This is a genomic window from Bacteroides xylanisolvens XB1A, from assembly GCF_000210075.1.
GTDB classification, from domain to species: domain Bacteria; phylum Bacteroidota; class Bacteroidia; order Bacteroidales; family Bacteroidaceae; genus Bacteroides; species Bacteroides xylanisolvens.
The window spans coordinates 4883477-4903712 of record NC_021017.1 but is presented as its reverse complement, the minus strand read 5'-3'; the positions used below and the strand labels follow the sequence as shown (position 1 = coordinate 4903712).

The 20236-nt window shown below is 40.9% G+C and carries 15 protein-coding genes and 3 pseudogenes; 5 read left to right on the top strand and 13 right to left on the bottom strand.

Annotated elements, in window-relative coordinates:
• Window positions 1-333: 333 nt before the first annotated feature.
• From BXY_RS19040 to BXY_RS19030, 3 genes are read left to right on the top strand one after another with little or no spacing between them, the layout of a single operon-like run.
• Complete coding sequence (locus BXY_RS19040; protein ID WP_015532697.1) at window positions 334-2301, top strand: TIR domain-containing protein; 1968 nt, start codon at window positions 334-336, stop codon at window positions 2299-2301.
• Window positions 2302-2309: 8 nt separating this feature from the next.
• Entirely contained in the window at window positions 2310-2906 is a 597-nt protein-coding gene (locus BXY_RS19035) for a TIR domain-containing protein (RefSeq protein ID WP_008655066.1), read from the top strand.
• Between the two features lie 15 nt (window positions 2907-2921).
• A complete protein-coding gene (locus BXY_RS19030) occupies window positions 2922-3443 on the top strand; it encodes a toll/interleukin-1 receptor domain-containing protein (protein WP_009017581.1) in 522 nt (173 codons plus the stop codon).
• A 111-nt stretch (window positions 3444-3554) separates the two neighbouring features.
• Here the strand turns inward: BXY_RS19030 and BXY_RS19025 are convergent, their stop codons facing one another.
• From BXY_RS19025 to mobA, 13 genes and pseudogenes are all read right to left on the bottom strand, one after another.
• Entirely contained in the window at window positions 3555-4610 is a 1056-nt protein-coding gene (locus BXY_RS19025; protein WP_015532696.1) for a tyrosine-type recombinase/integrase, read from the bottom strand.
• Window positions 4594-5541: a tyrosine-type recombinase/integrase gene (locus BXY_RS19020; protein ID WP_015532695.1), complete on the bottom strand. Its 948-nt coding sequence runs from the start codon at window positions 5539-5541 to the stop codon at window positions 4594-4596. Before BXY_RS19020 ends, BXY_RS19025 begins: the two co-directional genes overlap by 17 nt.
• Window positions 5538-6749, bottom strand: a complete 1212-nt coding sequence (locus BXY_RS19015) for a tyrosine-type recombinase/integrase (RefSeq protein ID WP_015532694.1) — start codon at window positions 6747-6749, stop codon at window positions 5538-5540. The genes BXY_RS19020 and BXY_RS19015 overlap by 4 nt, the downstream gene beginning before the upstream one ends.
• 211 nt (window positions 6750-6960) lie before the next feature.
• Window positions 6961-9108: pseudogene (locus tag BXY_RS19010) on the bottom strand (N-6 DNA methylase); the annotation flags it as partial.
• Window positions 9109-9261: 153 nt separating this feature from the next.
• The gene (locus tag BXY_RS19005) at window positions 9262-9441 is read right to left on the bottom strand and encodes a hypothetical protein (protein ID WP_009040023.1); all 180 of its coding nucleotides are present in this window, start codon (window positions 9439-9441) and stop codon (window positions 9262-9264) included.
• On the bottom strand, window positions 9431-9877 hold the full coding sequence (locus BXY_RS19000) for a DUF1896 domain-containing protein (protein WP_015532691.1): 447 nt from the start codon (window positions 9875-9877) through the stop codon (window positions 9431-9433). The genes BXY_RS19005 and BXY_RS19000 overlap by 11 nt, the downstream gene beginning before the upstream one ends.
• Window positions 9878-9979: 102 nt before the next feature.
• The gene (locus BXY_RS18995) at window positions 9980-11266 is read right to left on the bottom strand and encodes a DUF3945 domain-containing protein (RefSeq protein ID WP_015532690.1); all 1287 of its coding nucleotides are present in this window, start codon (window positions 11264-11266) and stop codon (window positions 9980-9982) included.
• A 238-nt stretch (window positions 11267-11504) separates the two neighbouring features.
• On the bottom strand, window positions 11505-13628 hold the full coding sequence (locus tag BXY_RS18990; RefSeq protein ID WP_015532689.1) for a S8 family peptidase: 2124 nt from the start codon (window positions 13626-13628) through the stop codon (window positions 11505-11507).
• A gap of 89 nt (window positions 13629-13717) precedes the next feature.
• Entirely contained in the window at window positions 13718-13996 is a 279-nt protein-coding gene (locus BXY_RS18985) for a hypothetical protein (RefSeq protein ID WP_208946858.1), read from the bottom strand.
• 10 nt (window positions 13997-14006) lie between these two features.
• On the bottom strand, window positions 14007-14984 hold the full coding sequence (locus BXY_RS18980; RefSeq protein WP_009040019.1) for an AAA family ATPase: 978 nt from the start codon (window positions 14982-14984) through the stop codon (window positions 14007-14009).
• A gap of 361 nt (window positions 14985-15345) precedes the next feature.
• Window positions 15346-17367 (bottom strand): annotated as a pseudogene (gene mobC / locus BXY_RS18975) (conjugal transfer protein MobC).
• Between the two features lie 44 nt (window positions 17368-17411).
• Window positions 17412-18632 carry a conjugal transfer protein MobB gene (gene mobB / locus BXY_RS18965; protein ID WP_287656512.1) on the bottom strand — a complete coding sequence of 407 codons (1221 nt, stop codon included), beginning with the start codon at window positions 18630-18632 and terminating at the stop codon, window positions 17412-17414.
• A 106-nt stretch (window positions 18633-18738) separates the two neighbouring features.
• Window positions 18739-19173 (bottom strand): annotated as a pseudogene (mobA, locus tag BXY_RS23675) (conjugal transfer protein MobA).
• A 725-nt stretch (window positions 19174-19898) separates the two neighbouring features.
• Here mobA and BXY_RS23750 point away from each other — a divergent pair.
• Together BXY_RS23750 and BXY_RS18950 are read left to right on the top strand one after the other, a co-directional pair.
• A complete protein-coding gene (locus BXY_RS23750) occupies window positions 19899-19991 on the top strand; it encodes a ParA family protein (protein ID WP_146110359.1) in 93 nt (30 codons plus the stop codon).
• A 63-nt stretch (window positions 19992-20054) separates the two neighbouring features.
• On the top strand, window positions 20055-20195 hold the full coding sequence (locus BXY_RS18950; protein ID WP_011109418.1) for a conjugal transfer protein: 141 nt from the start codon (window positions 20055-20057) through the stop codon (window positions 20193-20195).
• Window positions 20196-20236: the final 41 nt, after the last annotated feature.

The window sequence follows — 20236 nt, the reverse complement described above, 5'->3', positions numbered from 1 at the left end:
AATAACACCGGGCATATCAAATTGTCAATTCTTTATTACTTGGCATTTTTTAGAAGATGTTACGTTGGCATATAGTTTTGAGCTTGTATGAAAAATGACATTTACTACTAATGAATCAACTTTACATAACATAACCATATTTTGCATCGGAAATATGAGATAATTTTCCTTTTTTATTGTATCTTTGTATTTGATAGGCATGGAATTTTCATAATGCATGAGTTTAACCATCCATAATATTAATGAATGATTCCACTTACGTGCTGTATCTTAACATTTTAATATTTATTTAAAACTCTAACTTAAGTATAAATTACTTCTATTTTTTGTTTTATGAGTTCTAATTTTAAAACACCTCTTTCTGTATATGTCTTGTATGACAAGGATAATACTAAAGGTAGCGAAACATATGAGAAAATTTACCATCTTCTGTGTCGTAATTCAAGTAGGCCTTTTGAAGATGGGCTTGATATACCAGTGTTCTTTCGAACGGATATGGCCAATCAAATTCCCCCGATAGATATAAACTTCAGTAATAAAACTATTGCAATATTATTGGTTGATGACAATATGTATTGTAATACTATATGGGATGAGTATATAAAAGAATTATTAGTAAAAGAAGACAATGGGGCACTAAAAATATTTGCCGTCAAACTATCCAAGTATGCTTTCGACATAAACCCACTTCTTCAAGAAGAACAGTTTATTTGTTTGAAAAATGAGAATATTGAAACTGATTGGCATGAATTTCAAATAAGACTTTATGATAACATTTTACGCTATTTAAAGTCTTATAAAGTTGGGCAAAAGCTAAAATTATTCATTAGCCATTCTAAAAAGGATAAAGATCATTTAGGTGAATCTACGGCAATTTCTTTAAGAGATTATTTGCGTTCAGATACTAAACTCGATTCTTTCTTCGATGTTAATGATATTTTGGATGGTCATCAATTTGCCCAACAGATTCAGTCAGGTATAGCTTCATCCTTATTAGTTATCATAGAATCTGATACATATTCAGAAAGAGAATGGTGTCGAATTGAAGCTATCTCTGGTAAGAAAAATAATGTACCTTCAATATTAGTAAATGTATTGAATGGAGTTTCTTCTCGAACATTCCCGTATTTGGGTAATATGCCAAAGATTAGATTTAATGGCAAATGGGATGACGTAATTATCTTGCTTCTACGTACTGCGTTAGACCAATATTATGAGAAAGAATATCTTGAGCAATTGGTAATGAAGTGCGATTTGCAAAATACTTCTATTCTTCCTGTTCCTCCGGAATTAATGAATTTAATTAATATTGAAGATAATATAAAATCAATACTCTATCCTGAACCACCGTTAGGTCGTGAAGAGTTGGAGGTTTTGAATAAAAATGGTAAGATTACAAGTTTTGTTACTCCGAGTCAGTTATATTCAAATATGAATAAGATACAGGATAAGAAAATCGCAATTTCTATTTCGGAAACTCCGGAGGCTTTAACTAAAGGAATCGGCAAAGCCATGTTTGATGATTTATCTGTTGAAATAGCTCGTCATCTGCTTGTTACTGGAGCTAAATTGGTGTATGGAGGTGATCTTAGAATTGGTGGTTTCACAAAACTTTTATGCGATCTTTCATGTCAGTATGGCATAAAAGAAAAGTCTGATCCAAGTACAATCTATTTCACAAATTATTTTGCTTGGCCTATATTTAATAGGCTCTCAAAATCTGACATCGCTGAATTTAAATACGACCGTGTGGAAATAGTAAAAACAGAAATACCCAAAGGTGTAGGTGAGGAGGATAAGGGGAAGTTCTTTGAGCCAACTACGCCAAGCAAAATGTTTCTTTGGGCAAATTCTTTATCTATTATGCGTAAAGAAATGGAAGAGAATGTTAATGCACGTATCGTTTTGGGTGGCAAAATTGTCAATTTTAAGGGGCGTATGGCCGGAATATTTGAAGAGGCGATTTGTGCTATACAGAAAAAACATCCAATTTATTTATTAGGAGGATTTGGTGGAGCTTCTGCACAAATAGTGAAACTAATGAAAGGTGAAACTACGGCAGAAAAACTATTTGAAGAAGCAAAAACCAATGAGGATTATAAAAAATTAATTGAATATTGCCAAATGAGTTGTCTGCCAACGATAAATTACGATGAACTAAAGAAATTCGAAAATAAGGATTATCAGGTTCTTAGAAATGGACTTGATAAAGATGAAAATGAAATTTTATTCAACTCTATTAATATTCCCGAGATAATATCATTGATTCTCAAGGGTATTAATAAAGCTTTTAACTATTAATATAAATTATGCATAAAGTATTTGTAAGTTTTCATCATGCCAATGACCAGAAATATAAAGAAGGTTTGGTTAGTTGGGCTGAAAAAAATAAAGTATTCATTGATGGCTCTGTTGACATGGGCGAGATTCCAGAAGATTGGGACGACCAAAAGATACGCGAATATATACGCGACGAGCATTTGAAGGATACAACCGTAACCATTTTACTTGTAGGAACTGAAACAAAAAATCGCAAGCATATTGATTGGGAGTTATATTCAAGTATGTACGATGGTACGGTGAATAAGAAGTCCGGCATTATTGTGATATTACTACCATCTGTTAAAAGCGAATATTATACATGCGCTCATAGTAGTGAGAAAACGTTCTACCCAGAGACGACACAATGGATGTCTATTGATAGCCGAGAAGAGTATCATAGGCGTTATCCATACTTACCGGAACGCATCATTGATAATTTGCTCGAACCCAATGCCTTTATATCTGTAATCAATTGGGATAAGCTAACACCAGATATTTTGAGACAGATGATTGATAATGCATATAATAGTCGTGCCACTTGCACTTATGATTTATCAAGGCCAATGCGTAAAAAAAATGGATAAGTAGAATAATAGATTATGGCATTAAATAGATTTTATTTAACCGAAAATTCCATTGCACAAAGAAGTGGTTTATGTATATTCATAAGTCACCAAAAAAGAGATGCGGACACTGCTAAAAAAATAGCAGACTATTTTATTACTTCTGGTATTGATGTCTATTTTGATGAATATGATACAAAAATAGACAGAACGAGACCTTACTCGGTTGTAAGTGCAATTAAAACAGGTATCAGAAACAGCACGCACATGTTATGTCTTTTATCCCAAAATGCATTGGATTCAAAATGGATCCCTTGGGAAGTTGGATATGGATATGATAGAACAACTGTTGTAGGGTTAACATTAAAAGAAATATCACAATCAGTCTTACCCGAGTATCTTCAAATCGTTCCAATTCTAAGAGGTACAAAATCGTTGAATAACTTTATTTCTAATGTGTTAAAACGAGATGAATCAACGCTTATAAATGAGAGGAAATTATTTGCCGCATATCAATCTCAGCATCCTTTAGACTCTGTTCTTAATTGGGAACTGTAACATAACTTCCAGCAGGTATAATACCTTGCTGGAAGTTTATATAATATACCAAACAGTACTTGTATATCTTAATCGGGTAAGAGGAAAACGAAGAAGTAAAATTTCTCCTACTCAATTTGTTTTTGTAAGTCCTAAAAGTATTTCAAGATTTGCTTTTCCTTCCTCTGTCTTCCACTTTTTTCTCATTTTCTTTTGATTTTCGCCTTCAAGGGTTTCCAAAGCTTTTTCTTCTTGTTTTGTGGTTATATCAAGATATACCATTGTGGTTTGAATACTTTCATGCCCAAGTAAGTATGAGATTTGGGCTATGTTCATCCCGTTTTCAAGCCAGTGTGAAGCTTTGGCATGCCTAAATTGATGGGCATGTAAATCCATAGGAACATCTTGGCACCTTTCATGAGCCATTGTGGCATATTTTTTCAGCATCTTGTTCACGTTTTCAGCGGACATCGGGACATATATGCCTTTGCTCTTAGAACAGAAAAGTAATGCATTTGCATCATTCTGTTTCGGATGGTATTTGATAAGATACCTTTTCAAGCATTGTGCTGGCTTGGCCAAAAGAGGAATCGGACGTTTCTTTCTTCCTTTGCCAATGACTATTATGTGAGGTTTTACACAGTCTATAACAATATTGCTAATTTTCAGAGTCAGAAGCTCGTTGATGCGCACAGCGGTGGAATATAAGAGAAGCATCAGAGTGTAATCACGAAAGCCTATAGTACTCCCTTGATTAGGCATGGACAACAATACATCAACAGCCTGTTTACTGAGCCCGATGACCTTTCTTTTAGAGTTTTTCTCATTTGGAACATTTTCCGCTTGTAAGAAAACAGACATATAGGATATATCTCTAAACGACAAATATTTCAGAAAAACACGCAAAGCTGACAATCTTACATTACATGTTGCTGGACTGCAACCCCTATTTTCCTTTAACCAAATGATCCACTCCATTATATATTCCATACAGAAACATTCTGCGCTTAATGTTTCTGGTGTAGTGCCTTTTATGACTCTGAGGAATTCTACATAGAGTTTCACGGAGATCTTATAATTTCTCTTTGTGTGAGGACTGCATGCCTTGATTGAAGGGACATAGTGTTCGAGCCAGTCATGCAGATAATCAGCTATCTGCATTGCTTGCGGATTAATCTTCTTTTTCATCTGTCTTTAATTTTAATAATTGATTCTCTGTATATTCCATTATATCAGAAATCGCTGGGGTCAAGGAATAATAAGCCAGCGTGCTCTCTATTTGCCGGTGTCCCATGCTCTTGCTTAAAGCCAACAACTTGTCATGGATGGTAAATCCTTGGTGTGTCCAGCTGTTTATGTTTTCTATGGCATAGTTGTGTCTTAGCTCATATGGGATAGCGTAGGATGAATTGCAACTTTGCCACAACACCCGAAAATGATACGTAACCCAAACAGAAGGGTGAGACTTGTCATCCGGTGTCGGAAAGAACACTTTGCGGTGCGGTACTAACCTAGATATATTCTCGTCGTAAGTACGCATTAGAGCCAACATTGTATTATGGAGAACGACATAATGTTGGTCATGCCCTTTACTTCGCTTGATGGAAATTACGCCATTTTCAAGGTTTACATCATCACGTTCCAGCAGGATGGCTTCGGTTGTCCTCATCCCAGAACTGTACAATAAGCGAAAGAATACTGGCAGTGTCATGCGTTGGATTGTGGCGAGACGGCCACGTCTTGGCTTTGTGTTGTCGCAAGCATTGAAGAAGCGTTTCAATTCATCATATGTGAAAGGATGCGGCGTATAAGTTCTTGGCACAGACCTTGGCACTTTTGGCAGGGCTATTTTTGTCATTCCACGTTTGTTCATGTATTTGATGAAGTCCAGAATAGGATATACACGTGACACGCAAGAGTTTGTGCATTCAGATGGACGTTGCCTGCACCATCTGTCCACGATTTCTTGGGATAGTTCGATCTGTCCGGGATATTCCCTCGCACAAAAATGGTCAAATAGTATTACGTTCTTGATATAGCTGTGGCTGTCACGCCCGGAAGCCTTGCGGTATTTTACGTATCCTTCTATCGCGTTGGAAAGGAATGAAGTCGTTTTCATCTGCCAAACACCTCCTTTCCAACCGGGAATCCCTCGATGCTTAGCGAACACTCTTTCAGGTGTTTGAATTCCGCACTGAGATAGCGGTCGAGAGAGCTTGGGGACGAATGGCCAAGGGTGGCACTTATAACAGGCTGTTGCACACCGCCCTGCAACAGGGATGTCGCTACATGGTGGCGAAACAGGTGCATGCTCTTTCTTTCATTTTCACCTTGCCTTATTCCTGCTTTGTACATGACTTTTGAGCATATGGCATCAAGATTGCTTGTGTGGAGTCTTCTGTGTGGCACGTGTACTGTGAGAAAAACATATGGTTCCGGGCATTGGGGACGCTCTTTGAGCAGGTAATCAAAGACAGCATTCCCGACTACGGCGCGAAGCGGCAATGTAAGGGGCTGTCCCGTTTTTGCCTGTGTGATTTTTATAAGGTCGTGTTCCCAATCGAAGTTCTCAAGCGTGAGAGCTGAGATGTCACACCCACGCAATCCCGTGTACATGGCCAAGGTTATGATGGCTTTGTCCTGCAGGGATATTGTGCCGTCGTGCTCCAAGGTATGCCTGATGGCCGTCAGTTCTTGCTCTGTAAGGTATTGAATGTTCTTACGCATGTTGGGTATGGCCGGCAGATATGCGATTATACGTTCAACGGATTTGCCATAGTAAGGCAAACAGGCTTTCAGCCCATACTCCACCGAATATTTGAGCGAATGGCCCATCTTCTGTTTTTCGTCTTTGGAAAACACTTCCAACACCGCATCCTCTGTTATTGATTCGAATGAATACACACCCATTTCCTGTAACCGGAAGAAGAACGAAGATAGCGCATACTTCACGTTTGTTGAAAATTTGCAACGCCTGTCTACCACGTTGAAAGCCATGTCCGTTACATTCCTGTATTCTTCGCCAAGCAATTCGTAATGGTGAGGTTTGATGTAGTGTTTGCATCCGTCGGGTAATAATCCATTCTCGATATATTGGCAGATTACACGTAACAGGCGTACCTTGTTTCTGCAAGTATACTTGTTGGACCACAATTCTTTTAGTGTCGGTTCAACATCGGCGAGACTCTTCCATTTGTAATGTTCGGAATTGCCCGATAACCACTCAGCCATTTTCTTCACATAGTCTATGTACATGGCTGAATAACCTGTGTCTTGTAAATAAGAAACAAGCCCTTTGACTTTTTCATTCAGATTAAATATGTCCATAATCGCATCTTGTTTGAATGTTATTCTACAATTATAGACGGAATATAATCAGAACTGATTAAGACTCAAAACAAATGATTGCTAAACAATTGAATAATTTTATCGGAAATTCCTAAAAGTTCTGATAATGCGATTCATCTACGTACAGGTGGTCGATGCCCATTTGCCTGAAATCGGTCACGTCATCCGTCCGTTCCTTTATCTCCTGATCCAGCTTTTCCAGTTTGGTCTCAAGGTTCTCCTTCCTTCTTTCCAGCCCCTTCTTTATCCAGCCGCTCACTTTATTGCCCTGCCGCTCGAATACGGCAAGGTTCTCTTCGATACTGTTTATTTCCTGCGTATATATCTCCTGCTGCATTTCGGGTGACTGGGGGATTTTTCACCGTCTTGGTTATGCCGGGCACCGTATTATGCAGCGCGTGTTTGAGCAGGTCGCTTACGTAATACCCTCTTTTTTCTCCTTTCACAAAATATTTGTCCGTGATGTTCGCATTGCTTTCCTCGAAGTTCACACTGAACTCGTCGATGGATTCCGTATAGGTGAATATAACCCGACCTTGTCAGGTCGTATACCTGACTATGCTTGGTCGTATACCTGACCACGTCAGGTCGTATACCTTTCTATGTTCTCCCCTATGGAAGCTAACAGGTGTGTTAGGGCATAGGCTAACAGGTGTGTTAGATGTAACAATGACGTACGGGTAAATGCCGCCGCAAGTGCTTCCTGCGGGGTATCCACATGTTTCACTTCATTGGTATTGAACGATACGGGGACGGTGAATATGTCCGCTTTCTCTATTTTTCCGTTAATGGAACGTTCCAGCGAAAGCATTTCCCTTCCGCCTGCGTCCATCAGCAGGAACTTGGCGTTATCCTTGCCATTCAACTCCCTGAGCATACGGTAAAAACGGTCGTACTGTTTGACCAGTTCCTCCCTGAGTTCCGGCTGTTCCGTTTCCGTTTCGGCTTCCGCATTATAAAGGTTATGGTAGGCTTCCCGAAGGGGGATATAGTAGGCGGCACGGTATTGCTGGGTGACGGTCAGTTTGAGTGGGTGGAACTGTATGTCCGGAGTTCCAAGTCCCCGCAGATACCCGTATTGCTCACCCGATTTCACAATGGAGCCGTTCTTGTATTCGGGACGTATCTCTCCGGTAAACGGTCGTGGTTCCATTTCTTTCTTCCGCTATTCTTCAAACTTCTGTCTGCGCTCCAGCCACTTTGCTTCCGCTTCCGCCCGTTCTTCCGTCATGCCTTCCTGCACGGCGGCTTCGTCATACATGTTCTCCTGCGAGAAAAGATTGAATATTTTAGGTTCATTCTCTTTTTTCTTGCGGGGCGACGAGGATGTCTGGCTTGTCGAGGGTCTGGTCTCTACAACTTGTACCTCTGTTTCCTCTTCATCGGCATAGGCGGCAAACAGGTTGAGCATGGGTTCATAGGGTTTGGGAGAAAGGGGGCTTTCTTCTTGTATTTCTTCCCTCTGTTCCATTTCCACTGTTTCCGGCGGTGACTCATGTTCGGTTTTGAGAGCGGAAGAAACGGCAGGTCGGGGTAGATTGTCTTCATAGAGTTTCCGGTCGAGATAATTCCCTGCATCTTGTGTCAATAGTTTTTTAAGATGCTTGGAAATAGCCTCAATTCCACCTTCATGAGTGAAATTCATGGCAGGCTGTCCGTACATGTTTTTGCCCACCAATAGGGATGTATAGATGATATGGTCTAAACCGGAGTAACTGTTGTTGATAGGGATGTTACCGGATATAAGATGGGTTTCGATGAAGTTCAGTTCTCTTTCGGCCAGTTCCGATTTCCGGGTATTCTTCTGCAATACGATCAGGTCGGTGCCCACTTGTGTACCGGCATCAATAAAGAGATTCTCCGGCAGGCGGATGGCGGACACAAGGTCGGCATGATTCATCAGCCATTCCCTTATAGGACGGTTCCCTGGTGAGTCCATGACACCCGAAGTCGTGATATAGGCCAGTATCCCGCCTTCCCACAGCATATCCATGCCTTTTAGAAAGAAGTAGTTGTGTACGGCGCCAAGTGAGGATTTGCGCACGGCATCTTCGCTCCGGTCAAAATCCCGGTCATACACTCTGGTATTTCCAAACGGGATATTGGAAGAAACAACATCGAAGTAGTTGTTATAAAAAGGTTGTATGGACTGGAAACCGTCTATGGTTACTCTGCTTTCGGGATAAAGGGATGAGAGTATCTTTCCCGTGAGCCTGTCCTTCTCGAAACAATGGACTTCGGGAATATCTTTTAACCCCCTGATAAACATGCCCGTTCCGGCAGAAGGGTCAAGAAAACGTTCCGGAAGGATTCCCGCAGACTGCAACGGCTCCTGTATGGCCGCAGCGACCACTTCCGGTGTATAAAAGGCTGTGAGTACGGAGTTTTTCAGGCTTTGGATATATGCCTTGTATTCTTTCTCGTCTTTGGAATACTCGCGCAACAGTTCATGCAGTAACCGGACTTGGGGAAACAGTTCCCTGTCTGTCCTTCATCTTTCAATGTCGGTGTCTTTCTCCGCCGGATTCAGGATACATTTCAGTCCGCCAAAACCGGAGTAGCCGTTCAAGACTTTGCGCCCTTCTTCCGTGAGACAGGCTTCGGGACGCATGAATATCCATTCAAGTGCGGCGATATTGTCCGCCAGATGTTGTCGTTTGTTATATGCCATATTCTTCTATATAAGATTGTATGAAACCTGTAAGTTCAATGGTTAGGGTACGATAGGAAGGGGATGTTTCAAACCGGTCGTCTATGGGATATTTACTGAATACGGCTTCTGTGAGCAATAGTATTTTCAGGCAGAAATCCGTCCGTCTTCCCGGTCGGATTTCGGGAAACCATTCCGACACGACCTCGAACACCGTATCAAATTTGGAGAAGCGCAAGTCCTGATAGAGAACGGCCTCAGCCAGTTGCAGTGCCTGCGCGGGGTATAATCCGTCACGTATGGCACGTTCATAAGCGCCTGCCGCTTCATCAGCCCGTGAGCGGACAAGTTCCCTGTTTCGGGCAATATGCGGATGGCTTTCCTTTAAATAAAGAAGGAGAGTCGTCTCAAAATAAGACAATTCTCCGGTTGCGGTATTTTTATCTTGTATCATCATCTGTCATCGCTTTAAAATGTTAATGGGATATTTAAGCATATACCCGGCTGACATAAAAGAAAACCGGGTATATAACTGCCAAAAACATGAATAATCTCTCTGTTACATAACCGAGAGGCTCTTCTTGGACTGGGCCTTTACGGATGCCACATGGCGGGGTGCCTGCTGTTTCACTTCCTTTTTCTTGTCGTTCTTATTGTCAACGGTCGGTTTGTATTCCCGGGCATTGCGTCCTATCAGCAATTGGTTGCTCTTGTTGCTGAAACGCACATCATCGGAAAATACCCTGCCTTTGTAGCGCATATTCTCAATAAATACCATTTCATGGTTCTGAAGCATCTTTTTCTGTTCGGGGGTGATTCTGGCGCCCATTATGGTGTCGCTCACTTTCAATTGTTCCCCGGACTGTTTGAATGCGATGTCCATTATTCTTGGATCGACGAAGGCAACGCCGGAAAGCAGCGTATCGTTTTTACGCTGTATGTCGTTGAGGGGAAGCTGTCCGCCTGAGGCGAGGATTTGCTTCTGTTTGTCGTCCAGTCTTTTCCCGTAAATATAATCCGGTATCTTGATGGCATCCACCGGCATGGTAATGATGCGGTTGCTCGGTTCATGGAAAGCCACATAACATTTGCATACTGCTCCGGTATGAATATCTTTCATTTCCTTGACGGCTCCCAGGGTTCCGGTGTCTTTAAGCGACTGCTTTTCCTCATCCGTGAATACTCCCTTATAAGTAGGCAAATCGTACTGCGGTTTGTCAAGCCTGCTCAGGGTTTTGAGTTGTACCTTACTGTCCTCGCCCTTGACACAAAGAAAGCAGGCTTCTCCCATATCCTTCTTTTCACCGTTCACTTCCTTGCTGATTGGAAAAGCCTTTGAGGTGATTCTTCCTTTAAGCATTTCGCCCATGCAATGGTTGTCGAACAAAAGTTGCTTGTCAATTCCAAGTGCGCCGAGTTCTTTCCACGGAAGCTGGTGTTCGTCGAACTTATACCTTCGGGCAAGTTTGGCGATACGTCCCTCATCGTTAAGCTCGCTGTTCTCTACCAATTTTTTACCTTCCACTCCGGGGTCTTCGCCTTTTCGGATCTGGACTACGGCATTCAGTGTCTTTTCCAAAAGGACGAGAGGAACAAGGAAAAAACTGAAACTCGTGGGATTGTCGTACTGGTTCTTGAAATTCCTGAAGAAGAGTTCCAGCGGTGAGGTACGGTCCAATTTCAGGAAGCTGTTACTGTTCTTCTTGTCGGGTGGTACGATTTCGAGACTACCGTCCTGTTCGTTCATTTTGGAAACCACGGCGGTCTTGTTCGTTCGTTTGTCGAGGATGGCCATTACATGTTCGTCCTGACGTTGTTCTTGTTGTTCTTGCTTTTTCTTAGCCATAAAATCAAAAATTTAGTGATACAATAATGATTACTACCGGGTAGACTTTAGCCCGTCGGTGCGAATGTAGAACATTATATGATAGGATGATATGTTTGAGGAACTAGTGTGAATGGATGGCGGAGATTGGCGGGAAATGGCGAGATAGGGATATAAAAAGAGAGTGATCAGATTATCACTCTCTTTGTCTGTTATATAGGATTATAAGATTCTATATATCTATATGCTTATTATTAAGTTATACACGAATATGTGTTTGAATTTCAATTCTATCCTTAATTTGATTATACAATGGAAGATTTTCTTCCGGTGCAACCTCAAGAGTCGCTATAAGTACATAGGGAATATTCTCTGACATGCTTTCTTCTTTTCCACATGAAACAACGATCTCTATATTTTTACCCTCTAAATAAGGGATGGCTTTTTTACCTTCAAAAATCTCATGTTGTATGGTTCCGTGTTTCACTGCATTATTATCAGCTTCTTGACGTTGATCTGTAATTTCATTACCTTTCGGTGAGAAGGATAAACGTGCTTTCCTATATATTTTATTACTAGGATTAATTGGAGTGAACCAAGACAAAGTAATTGTGAGACGTTTTTTACAGGTTTTGGATTGTAAACACTGTGGCAATGGATAGTCAAACACAACTTCTTGATTCTGTCTTATAGTTCCATGTCCTATTAGAGTTACTCTTTGCTGTGTACACTCTTTTACCCGTTCTATGTCAGGCATTCCATATCCAATCCAATTAGATATAGACCGTTTCTTCATCCTGCCATTTGTTCCAAGGCATTCATTCAATTTTTCACCGATCTCTCCCCAACTACATCCATGCACCAACATACCTTTAACGGCAATGGCCATAAGATTATCTGGAAGTTCTAGAAGAGGTATTTCGCGGATTATATTGACAAGATATGCCCCTAAATGACTGACAAGGGCTGTGGCATTACTTGTACCTTTTAAATATGCTATACTTGTAGGATTAGGAGGATAAGCTACCATTTGTCCAGGAGCTCTAGAAGAAATTTTGGAAATACGAAGTGTAGCATCCATTGAGTCCGCATATATTTCATTATATAAAAGTTTTCCTCCTCTATACACTAAGTCAGGTTTGATACTTCTGTCATATCCACCTCCAATAGCAGTATACGTAGCAGGCATTAATGAAGGAATAGGATTAATACGCCCATCCATTACACAAGGATTAGACATATCAGCATGTAATGCTCCCACTGTTAAACAATTTACACTTTCAGCAGGCGCAAGCAATGTTCTATTCCTCTTATCAGCTTGAAGATGTTTATAGATTATAGACATTTGTTCTTTTTGTGCTTTTTCTTTAAAACTTCCATAAGTACCATTGAGGTATAAGAATGAAGGGTGATTTCCTGCACTTACAATAAAAAGTACTTTATAATGAAAACTTAGCCAATCGAGCATACGAGCCTCAGGACTCATTGAATGTAAAAATAGACGAGATGAATCACCTACTGAAAGATTAATAATTTTGACTGTCTTGGAAACATCCTCTTCCATGATGCGTTTTACTGCCCTGTGCAGTAAATCTACAAATATAACATCATCGGGCACACATTCTTCATGCTCTATATTAGTGCGAAATATTGGTCGGACATAAAGACGGCTGGTAAGAGGAGACCATGGAGCATTAGCGTCACCATGAATTAGTAATGAGGCCATAGCTGTTCCATGTTTGCGATCAGCTGCAAGATAATTTTCTTCCCAACCATCTGGATCATCAACTATTAATCGATCGCGTAACATTGTATGATTCTCCAGTGGCATACCATCCAATAATGCCACTAAAGGACTTGTCTCTATTAAATTTGTATCATAATCAAATATTCTCTCTATTTCTGCGTTTTCATCTGAAATAACCTTGTCAATGACTTGTCCAGTAGGTCTTATCCACTGCACTTCATTTGCCTTTATAAGCGGAGCTGAGCCTTCAAGCATTTGTTTAACTGTAGCTGCACTGCATTCTATTATTATAGCATGAAATTGAATATCTACATTTTGATACGTACTAATTATACGGCCACCTGCTTGTTCTGTCAAAATACGGATCTGTAATTCTCTTGCTGAACGTTTTTCACTAGATGAAGAAAACCAAAGTTCTATCTGTACTTTGACCGCTGAAGTTTCTTTTATGGCTAACTCCTCAAGTTTATCTCTTACTCCGTATTCATCTAAACGGTCTATTTCATTCCATAATCTGACATCTTTTAATTGTTCAAAAAGCGTGCGAAAGGGGGCAAGCCCAAAATCAAATTGACCTTTGTCACAATAGATTTGCCAAAGTGACAATAATTGTTGTAAAGCACGCTGGTTAGACATCACAAAATAAAATTTTTCATTATATTTTTTGTCTTGGCCTTTGGAATCTAAATTTGCAAAATCTTCATCAGGTTCTTTATCTTCACCATCTAACTCCCCAATCCATTCAAAGCCTTCATTTTTTTTGCAGCCTTAATAAATGAATCTACACTTCCTGCCACTTCAAACACAAGCACTGATTCTGGATCAATACCATCTACATTCATCTGAACTCCTATGTTTTGTGTTTGAAATGCGTTTTGCAAAGCTTCAAATCTAGGAGCTAAACGAGATTTCTGATGTTCTATCGTTGGTTTGCGCATATTTTGCGGAAATGACCTCGTAGGTTTAGGTCGAGGTTGGCGGGGAGTAAATGTCAGTATATCCATAAGTCCCTTTTTATTTATGAGTTGGAAAATCTTTTAGTACTTCAAGTGAAATATTGCGAATATTTGATTGAGGAATTGAAAGAATATAGCGTCGCATTACCGAAAGTCCAAATTCTTCTATTTCAGCATAGCTATAACCCAATAATCGTTTTGCTATAGTTTCAGCGGCTAGTCCAAAAGATATTGCATATTGTTTTTCAAAAAGCTTTACCCAACGACAAATATTATCTCGTGTGGGTATAGGCATTTCTAGCTTAATCTGAAAACGACGCCACATAGCCCTATCAAGTAGTTCTGGATGGTTAGTAGCACATATAATAATATTATAACTTGGAAGAGCATCTATTTGTAATAAAAGTGAACTGACTACACGCTTTATTTCACCAGTTTCATGCATATCACTACGCTCTTTCCCAATAGTATCAAACTCATCAAAAAAAACAATGCATTTGCGTGAACGTATAAAGTCAAATAATCGGCGCATACGTAATGCTGTTTCTCCTAGATAAGAACCTACTAACGAATCATATCTAATAACATAGATAGGAAGCATCAATTCTGTAGCAATCACTTCTGCCAATGATGTTTTACCAGTACCAGGAGCACCTGTTAATAATATACGGTTACGAGGTTCCAAGCCATAAGAACGCAGTAAGTCGGAACGATAATGTTCTTCTACAAGTTCCTTGCATAATTTCACAATATGAATTGGTAATATAAGCTCCTCAATTCGTTTGGAAGGTTTAAGTTCAACAAGATAGTTTTCAATTTCATTTAATGATGTTGTTACATTTTCTTTATTCGGTGGTATATTAAGTGCATTTTGTTCTACTAAAGCATTCAGTTCTTGTTCTAGCCTATTGGCCAATACGATATGTTGTTTATTACGCTCTTCTGCAATAATAGACTCCGTCACCCGGCGAAACATTTTTTTATCGCCAGAGACAACACTCTTTACGAGTTCTATTATAAGGTCAGCACGTGCCATAAATTGATATTATATGCATTACAATAGTTTATTTTACAAAGGTATGAAAACTAATTTATTCTCTGCATATATATGATTATATTTCTTTTCTGGAATGGTCTTTCGATAGCTTTACTTCAGATTCAATGTATCAGTCTTACTTGTAATATTCCTCATTCTGTACTTTCAGATATTTTTTTTGAAATATATCGAATAGGCAAGAGCATGGCAGGCCGGTCGGACTTGTCCGGGCGCCTGCCATGCTTTTGTCCTTTCCTGAAAAACGGCTCTTTACGGCAATCTGCGGAAGTAAAGCCTGCGTAGCTTCCGGGATTGCCGTAATGTGCTGTGGGAAACATCTTGTTAGAACGCCGTTTCAGGATTAAGCCTGTTCTCCTTCATTACCTCCCAATAAATGTTTGAGTGCCGGGTCATTCTCAATACGGATCAGTTCGTTCTCTACCAGTTCGACAATATCCTGTTTGATTTGTCGGTAGTTCGCTTGTATCTGCTGTTCCATTGTATCATTGCCGTCCTCGTCCAGAAAGCTGCTGATTTCGGGAATAGGTTGATAGGCTGCCGTTTCCTTTTGCACAGCTTCATTATCCACAACAATCTGTGCATGGAAGATTTTCTGGTCTATCGTTTCACCAAAATTGTCAGCTACGGCTCCAACAAACATACCTTGCGATAACGTACTTATTTTGCTGGCAGGTATAAGACTGTCCAGTTGGGTATTGATAGAAGTGGATGTATCATTGCGATTGATGCTCATGGATTCTCGTTTTTGCAGGATTTTCCCGAACCGTTCCGATAATGTTTTAGCCGTTTCGCCTACTACTTGACCGCTGAATACATTGCCGACAGTTGACATGATTACAGCGGCCTCTTTGTCTCCGTAGTCACGCTTTAACTGGCTGAAATCCTGAAAACCTAACACGACTGCGACCTTGTTGCTTCGTGCCGTGGCAATAAGATTATCCAGACCTTTAAAGAAGATAGTTGGTAGCTCGTCAATAATCACACAACTTTTCAATTGTTTCTTCTTGTTTATCAACTTGACGATTCTTGAATTATAGAGTCCCAATGCCGCACCATAAATGGAAATTCTGTCAGGATTGTTACCCACACATAATACTTTCGGCTCTTTTGGATTATTAATATCCAGCGTAAAATCACTGCCGGACATCACCCAATAAAGTTGCGGACTTATTAGTCTGGACAGTGGGATTTTAGCACTTGCAATCTGGCCCTGGAGCTGCTCGCTTGCCCCTCCTTTCCATGCGTCTATAAACGGACTAAGATAGTTTTCCAAATCGGGATAACTTGTTAGGATAGTAAAAACGTCTTCATACCTTTTATTAAGCAGTTCGATGGCATGAGGGAACGTGCAAAACTTGCCGCCTTCATAGATTTTCAAGAACCAGATTATGGCCGTAAACAATACAATCGGAGATTCTACAAAAAAGTCCCCCTGCTTTTGCACCCAACTTTTATTCAAATTAAGCATGATAGTATAACTTGATTCGTAAGCGTCCGAAATATCCGTCATCAGTTCCGGAGCCAGCGGATTACAACGATGGCTCTTGCGTGGGTTATCGAAGTTTATCACATAGAACTTGGGCGGTATCTTGTAGCGGTGCCGATACTTGATCAGATGATTGTAAGCGATAACCGATAGGTCGTCAAACTTAAAATCATATATATAAAGTGCATAGGACTTCTCGATTGCCTGCTTTATATAATTGTTTACTACGGCATAGGACTTGCCGCTACCCGGTGTACCTAAAATCATACTGGCCCTAAAAGGATTCACTACGTTTATCCAGCCTTTCCATTCCTTGCCCCTATACCAGAACTTGGTCGGCAGATTAACGGAATACTCGTTTTCCATTAACTTGGTTTCCTGCATGAACGATTCGTTCTCACGGTTGAAAACATCCTCCAACAGATTACCTTTAAGCAAGCGGCTTATCCATAAGCCGGATGCCAACAAAGAAAAGAAACCTCCGGTTAAAGTCGTGGTATATAGTACCGCACAAACACCCGATGAAGCATTGATGGAAAGCAACCACCAATTAAAGAAAAAGAGTATTGCGCCCGCTATGGCCGCAATAATAATCTGCCTTCATGTGATTTCATGTTTCTTTACTCCTTTATTGCCCATACAGGACAGACCGAGAAAGAGAACACAAAACAGCTTTGTATACAATAGGGACGAGAACAGCCCCGTCGTGCGTTGGAAATTGGAAAGTATCCGGTCCACTATACCGAGCGTTCAGCCCATTTCATGGAGCCAGCCGTAACAAAACCAATAGATGTGTATTGCCATAAATAAAAAACTGATGGCCCGCATAAAGTCCGTAACCTTTGCCAGACCTCTTAAATCATCTTCATTCTGCATAATCGTAAATTTAAAATTAGACTTCTGTTCTATACATTATTACATTATAACCTGCGCCTGCGCTTTTTCTTCTTTTTCTTGCGTCCATAGCGGAAAGACGGGTCGATATACTCGTGAGTATGGTCGTCTTCCATAAGCATGGAGAATATATCGACGGCTCCCAGTGCGGATGTGTCAATCAGACTTTCGGAAGTTTCCGGTTGCCGGCGGTGTTGTTGTTCCTGCCGTTCTTCCCTCTCTTGTCTTTCTTCCCGTTCCGTATCTCTATCCTGCCGGGGCGTTTCCGGCTGGGTTGGCGGTATCAACCGTTCATGGTCTGCATTGGGGTTGTTGAATAATTCATTGAACACATTGGCAGAAAAGGCTTTACCCAGGCGTGAACCGTTGAATACAGTCCGGCAGGTATGGTCTATAAAAGTGATACCGTACAGACGTCCTTCGGGATTGATACGGTAAACTACTTCTATATCCGCCTCTTTCAGCCTGCGGGCAAAATCCTCTTTCGTGCCTATGTCCTGCATGGCTTTGATGATTTCCTGCCTTGTCCTTTCTGCGAGGTTGTCCTGCTTCACCTTTTCAGTGGAAGCGGCAAATTTCTTTTGCAGTGCTTCATAACCGAACGCCTTGCCGAACTTACTGGATTTGAAAGGTGTGCCTACCTGCTGTCCGTTATCATCCAAAGCTCCGTACATGATGCCGTGGTATTCCTTCCCATTAACACTTCCCCTGACTTCATAAACGGTTACGTTATACAGGTTCAGAAGGGTGTTATATTCCGCAAGCGAATGGCAGTTGTAGCATTCCAGTAATGTACGGGCGGTATGCTTCACCTGCGCTTTCACGTTGCCTTTCGGATAATCCACTTTTTGCAGGTTTACCAATTCCCGCTCGCTATGTTCTCCGAGTGTGGGATGAAGCCCATACTTCACTTCCATTTCCCGACAGATGTTCTGTGCCCGGATGGCTTCCCGGTTGTGGTCTATCTTTTCTCCTTTCTCGTTGATGCGTACCGAAACGATGTGCATGTGCTTGCGATCGATGTCTTCGTGCAGCCAGACAATATAAGGCTGGTTCCCGTAACCGAACTTTTCCATAAACTCCTGAGCCAAAAGGGTCATCTGTTCTTCCGAAAGTATGTCTTTCGGGGAAGGATTCAATGAGATATGGATAACCGGTTTCCTAACGTGTGAATTAAGTGCGATATAAGGTTCAAAAGCCTGCATACAGTTTTCAATCGGAACATTCCCCGAAGTGTCCGCCGCAATTTTGGGATGTCACAATACCTTTGCCGTACCGTCATCCACCTTTATCTTATTATAGGCAATCACTCCATAGAATGAACTACCTGATGTAATATTCGGCACCATGATGTTATTCCTTTTTAGTGAGATACTCCTTCTCGAACCGCTTTGTCAGTTCGATAATCTGTTTGCAGAGTTCCTCCAGCTTGCGGGTTTCTTCGGCCAGTTTATAAAGGAAAGCAAACGATTTCTTTTCCCCGTAAATGGTATGGATGGTCTTTACACATTGGTTGTAGTTGTTTCCAATACGGCGGAACTGTTGATAGAAAGCGGTTAGCTGGGCGTAATACTCCTGCGCTTCCTTATCAATCTTCACTACCTTGAACTCTCAGCCGAAGATGCGGGCAAAGATAAATTCGGCCTTGTTCTTCATGCCGGATTGTTCAAACATCGTGAGAAACTTCTCGTTCTCACTGTCATTGAGACAGAGGTAATAGCGGTGTGTGCGCGGGTCTGCCAGCACCTTGCGCCCTGCGGCACTACGGATTCTTGTTTCATCTTTCATAACATGAATAATTTAGGAAGTTCGACTTAGGAGAACTGACATCCCTGAAAAGCCTTTCGGGGCGAGACTTTCAGCGGGTAGAAATATTTTCAACCGCTGAAAGTACACCTCGCTATATGCTGACGCATATTAAAATCCGGCTGTGCCGGATTAAAGGTCTAAAGGATTTGTTTAACGTTCTCTTTTCGAGAACGGGCTGCGCTCTCCCGGCGACAAAGGTAGATAGTTTTTTCGGTATGGGTATTATCAGGCGTTACGCCAACAGCTGCCAATAAATGACTTTGAAACCACGGTTATGTCACGGATGCTCTTTTTGAGGTTTATTTGCAGCCGGATAGCTATTCAGTTACTTATTTGGATAGATAAAAAGGTAGTTATCAGGATAACTATCCGAATAGCTTTCTGACTAAACAGGCATTTAATTAAGCAAGTTTTCAGATAAGCATTCATAAGGCTATCTATTTACTTGCACAACTATATACAAAGATGTATAGACAGGCAAGTGTATATTCGGATAAATGGAGAGGTAAATATACTATTAGCTAAATACTTAGATAGACAGCCAGATAGCTATGTAGCTACATAGCTGAATAGATAAATAGCTATATAATTGCATAGCTATGTAAGTATAAAGCTAAACGGATAGTGAAATGACTGAACGGATAAGTGGATAGATGTCTATCTGCTGAATTATAAATAAAATTATTCACTTAAATTAGGCAACGATGGAAAAAAGAAAGGAAACGGTATTCATTTCGTTCGCTTCCCAGAAAGGGGGCGTAGGTAAATCGACGTTTACGATTTATGCGGCATCATGACTGCATTATGTAAAAGGTCTCAGCGTAGCGGTAGTGGATTGCGACTATCCGCAACATTCTATTATGAAACAGAAAAAGCGGGATATGGAAGTGGTGAAGACCACACCCGTTTATCAGAACCTCTTGGTGGAGCAGACCGGGCGGTTGAAGAAAAAGGCTTATCCGGTCATTGGAAGTACCCCGCCGGATTGTATGACTGACTGAAGGAGATTTGAAGGGAAATCGGACATACATTATGACATGGT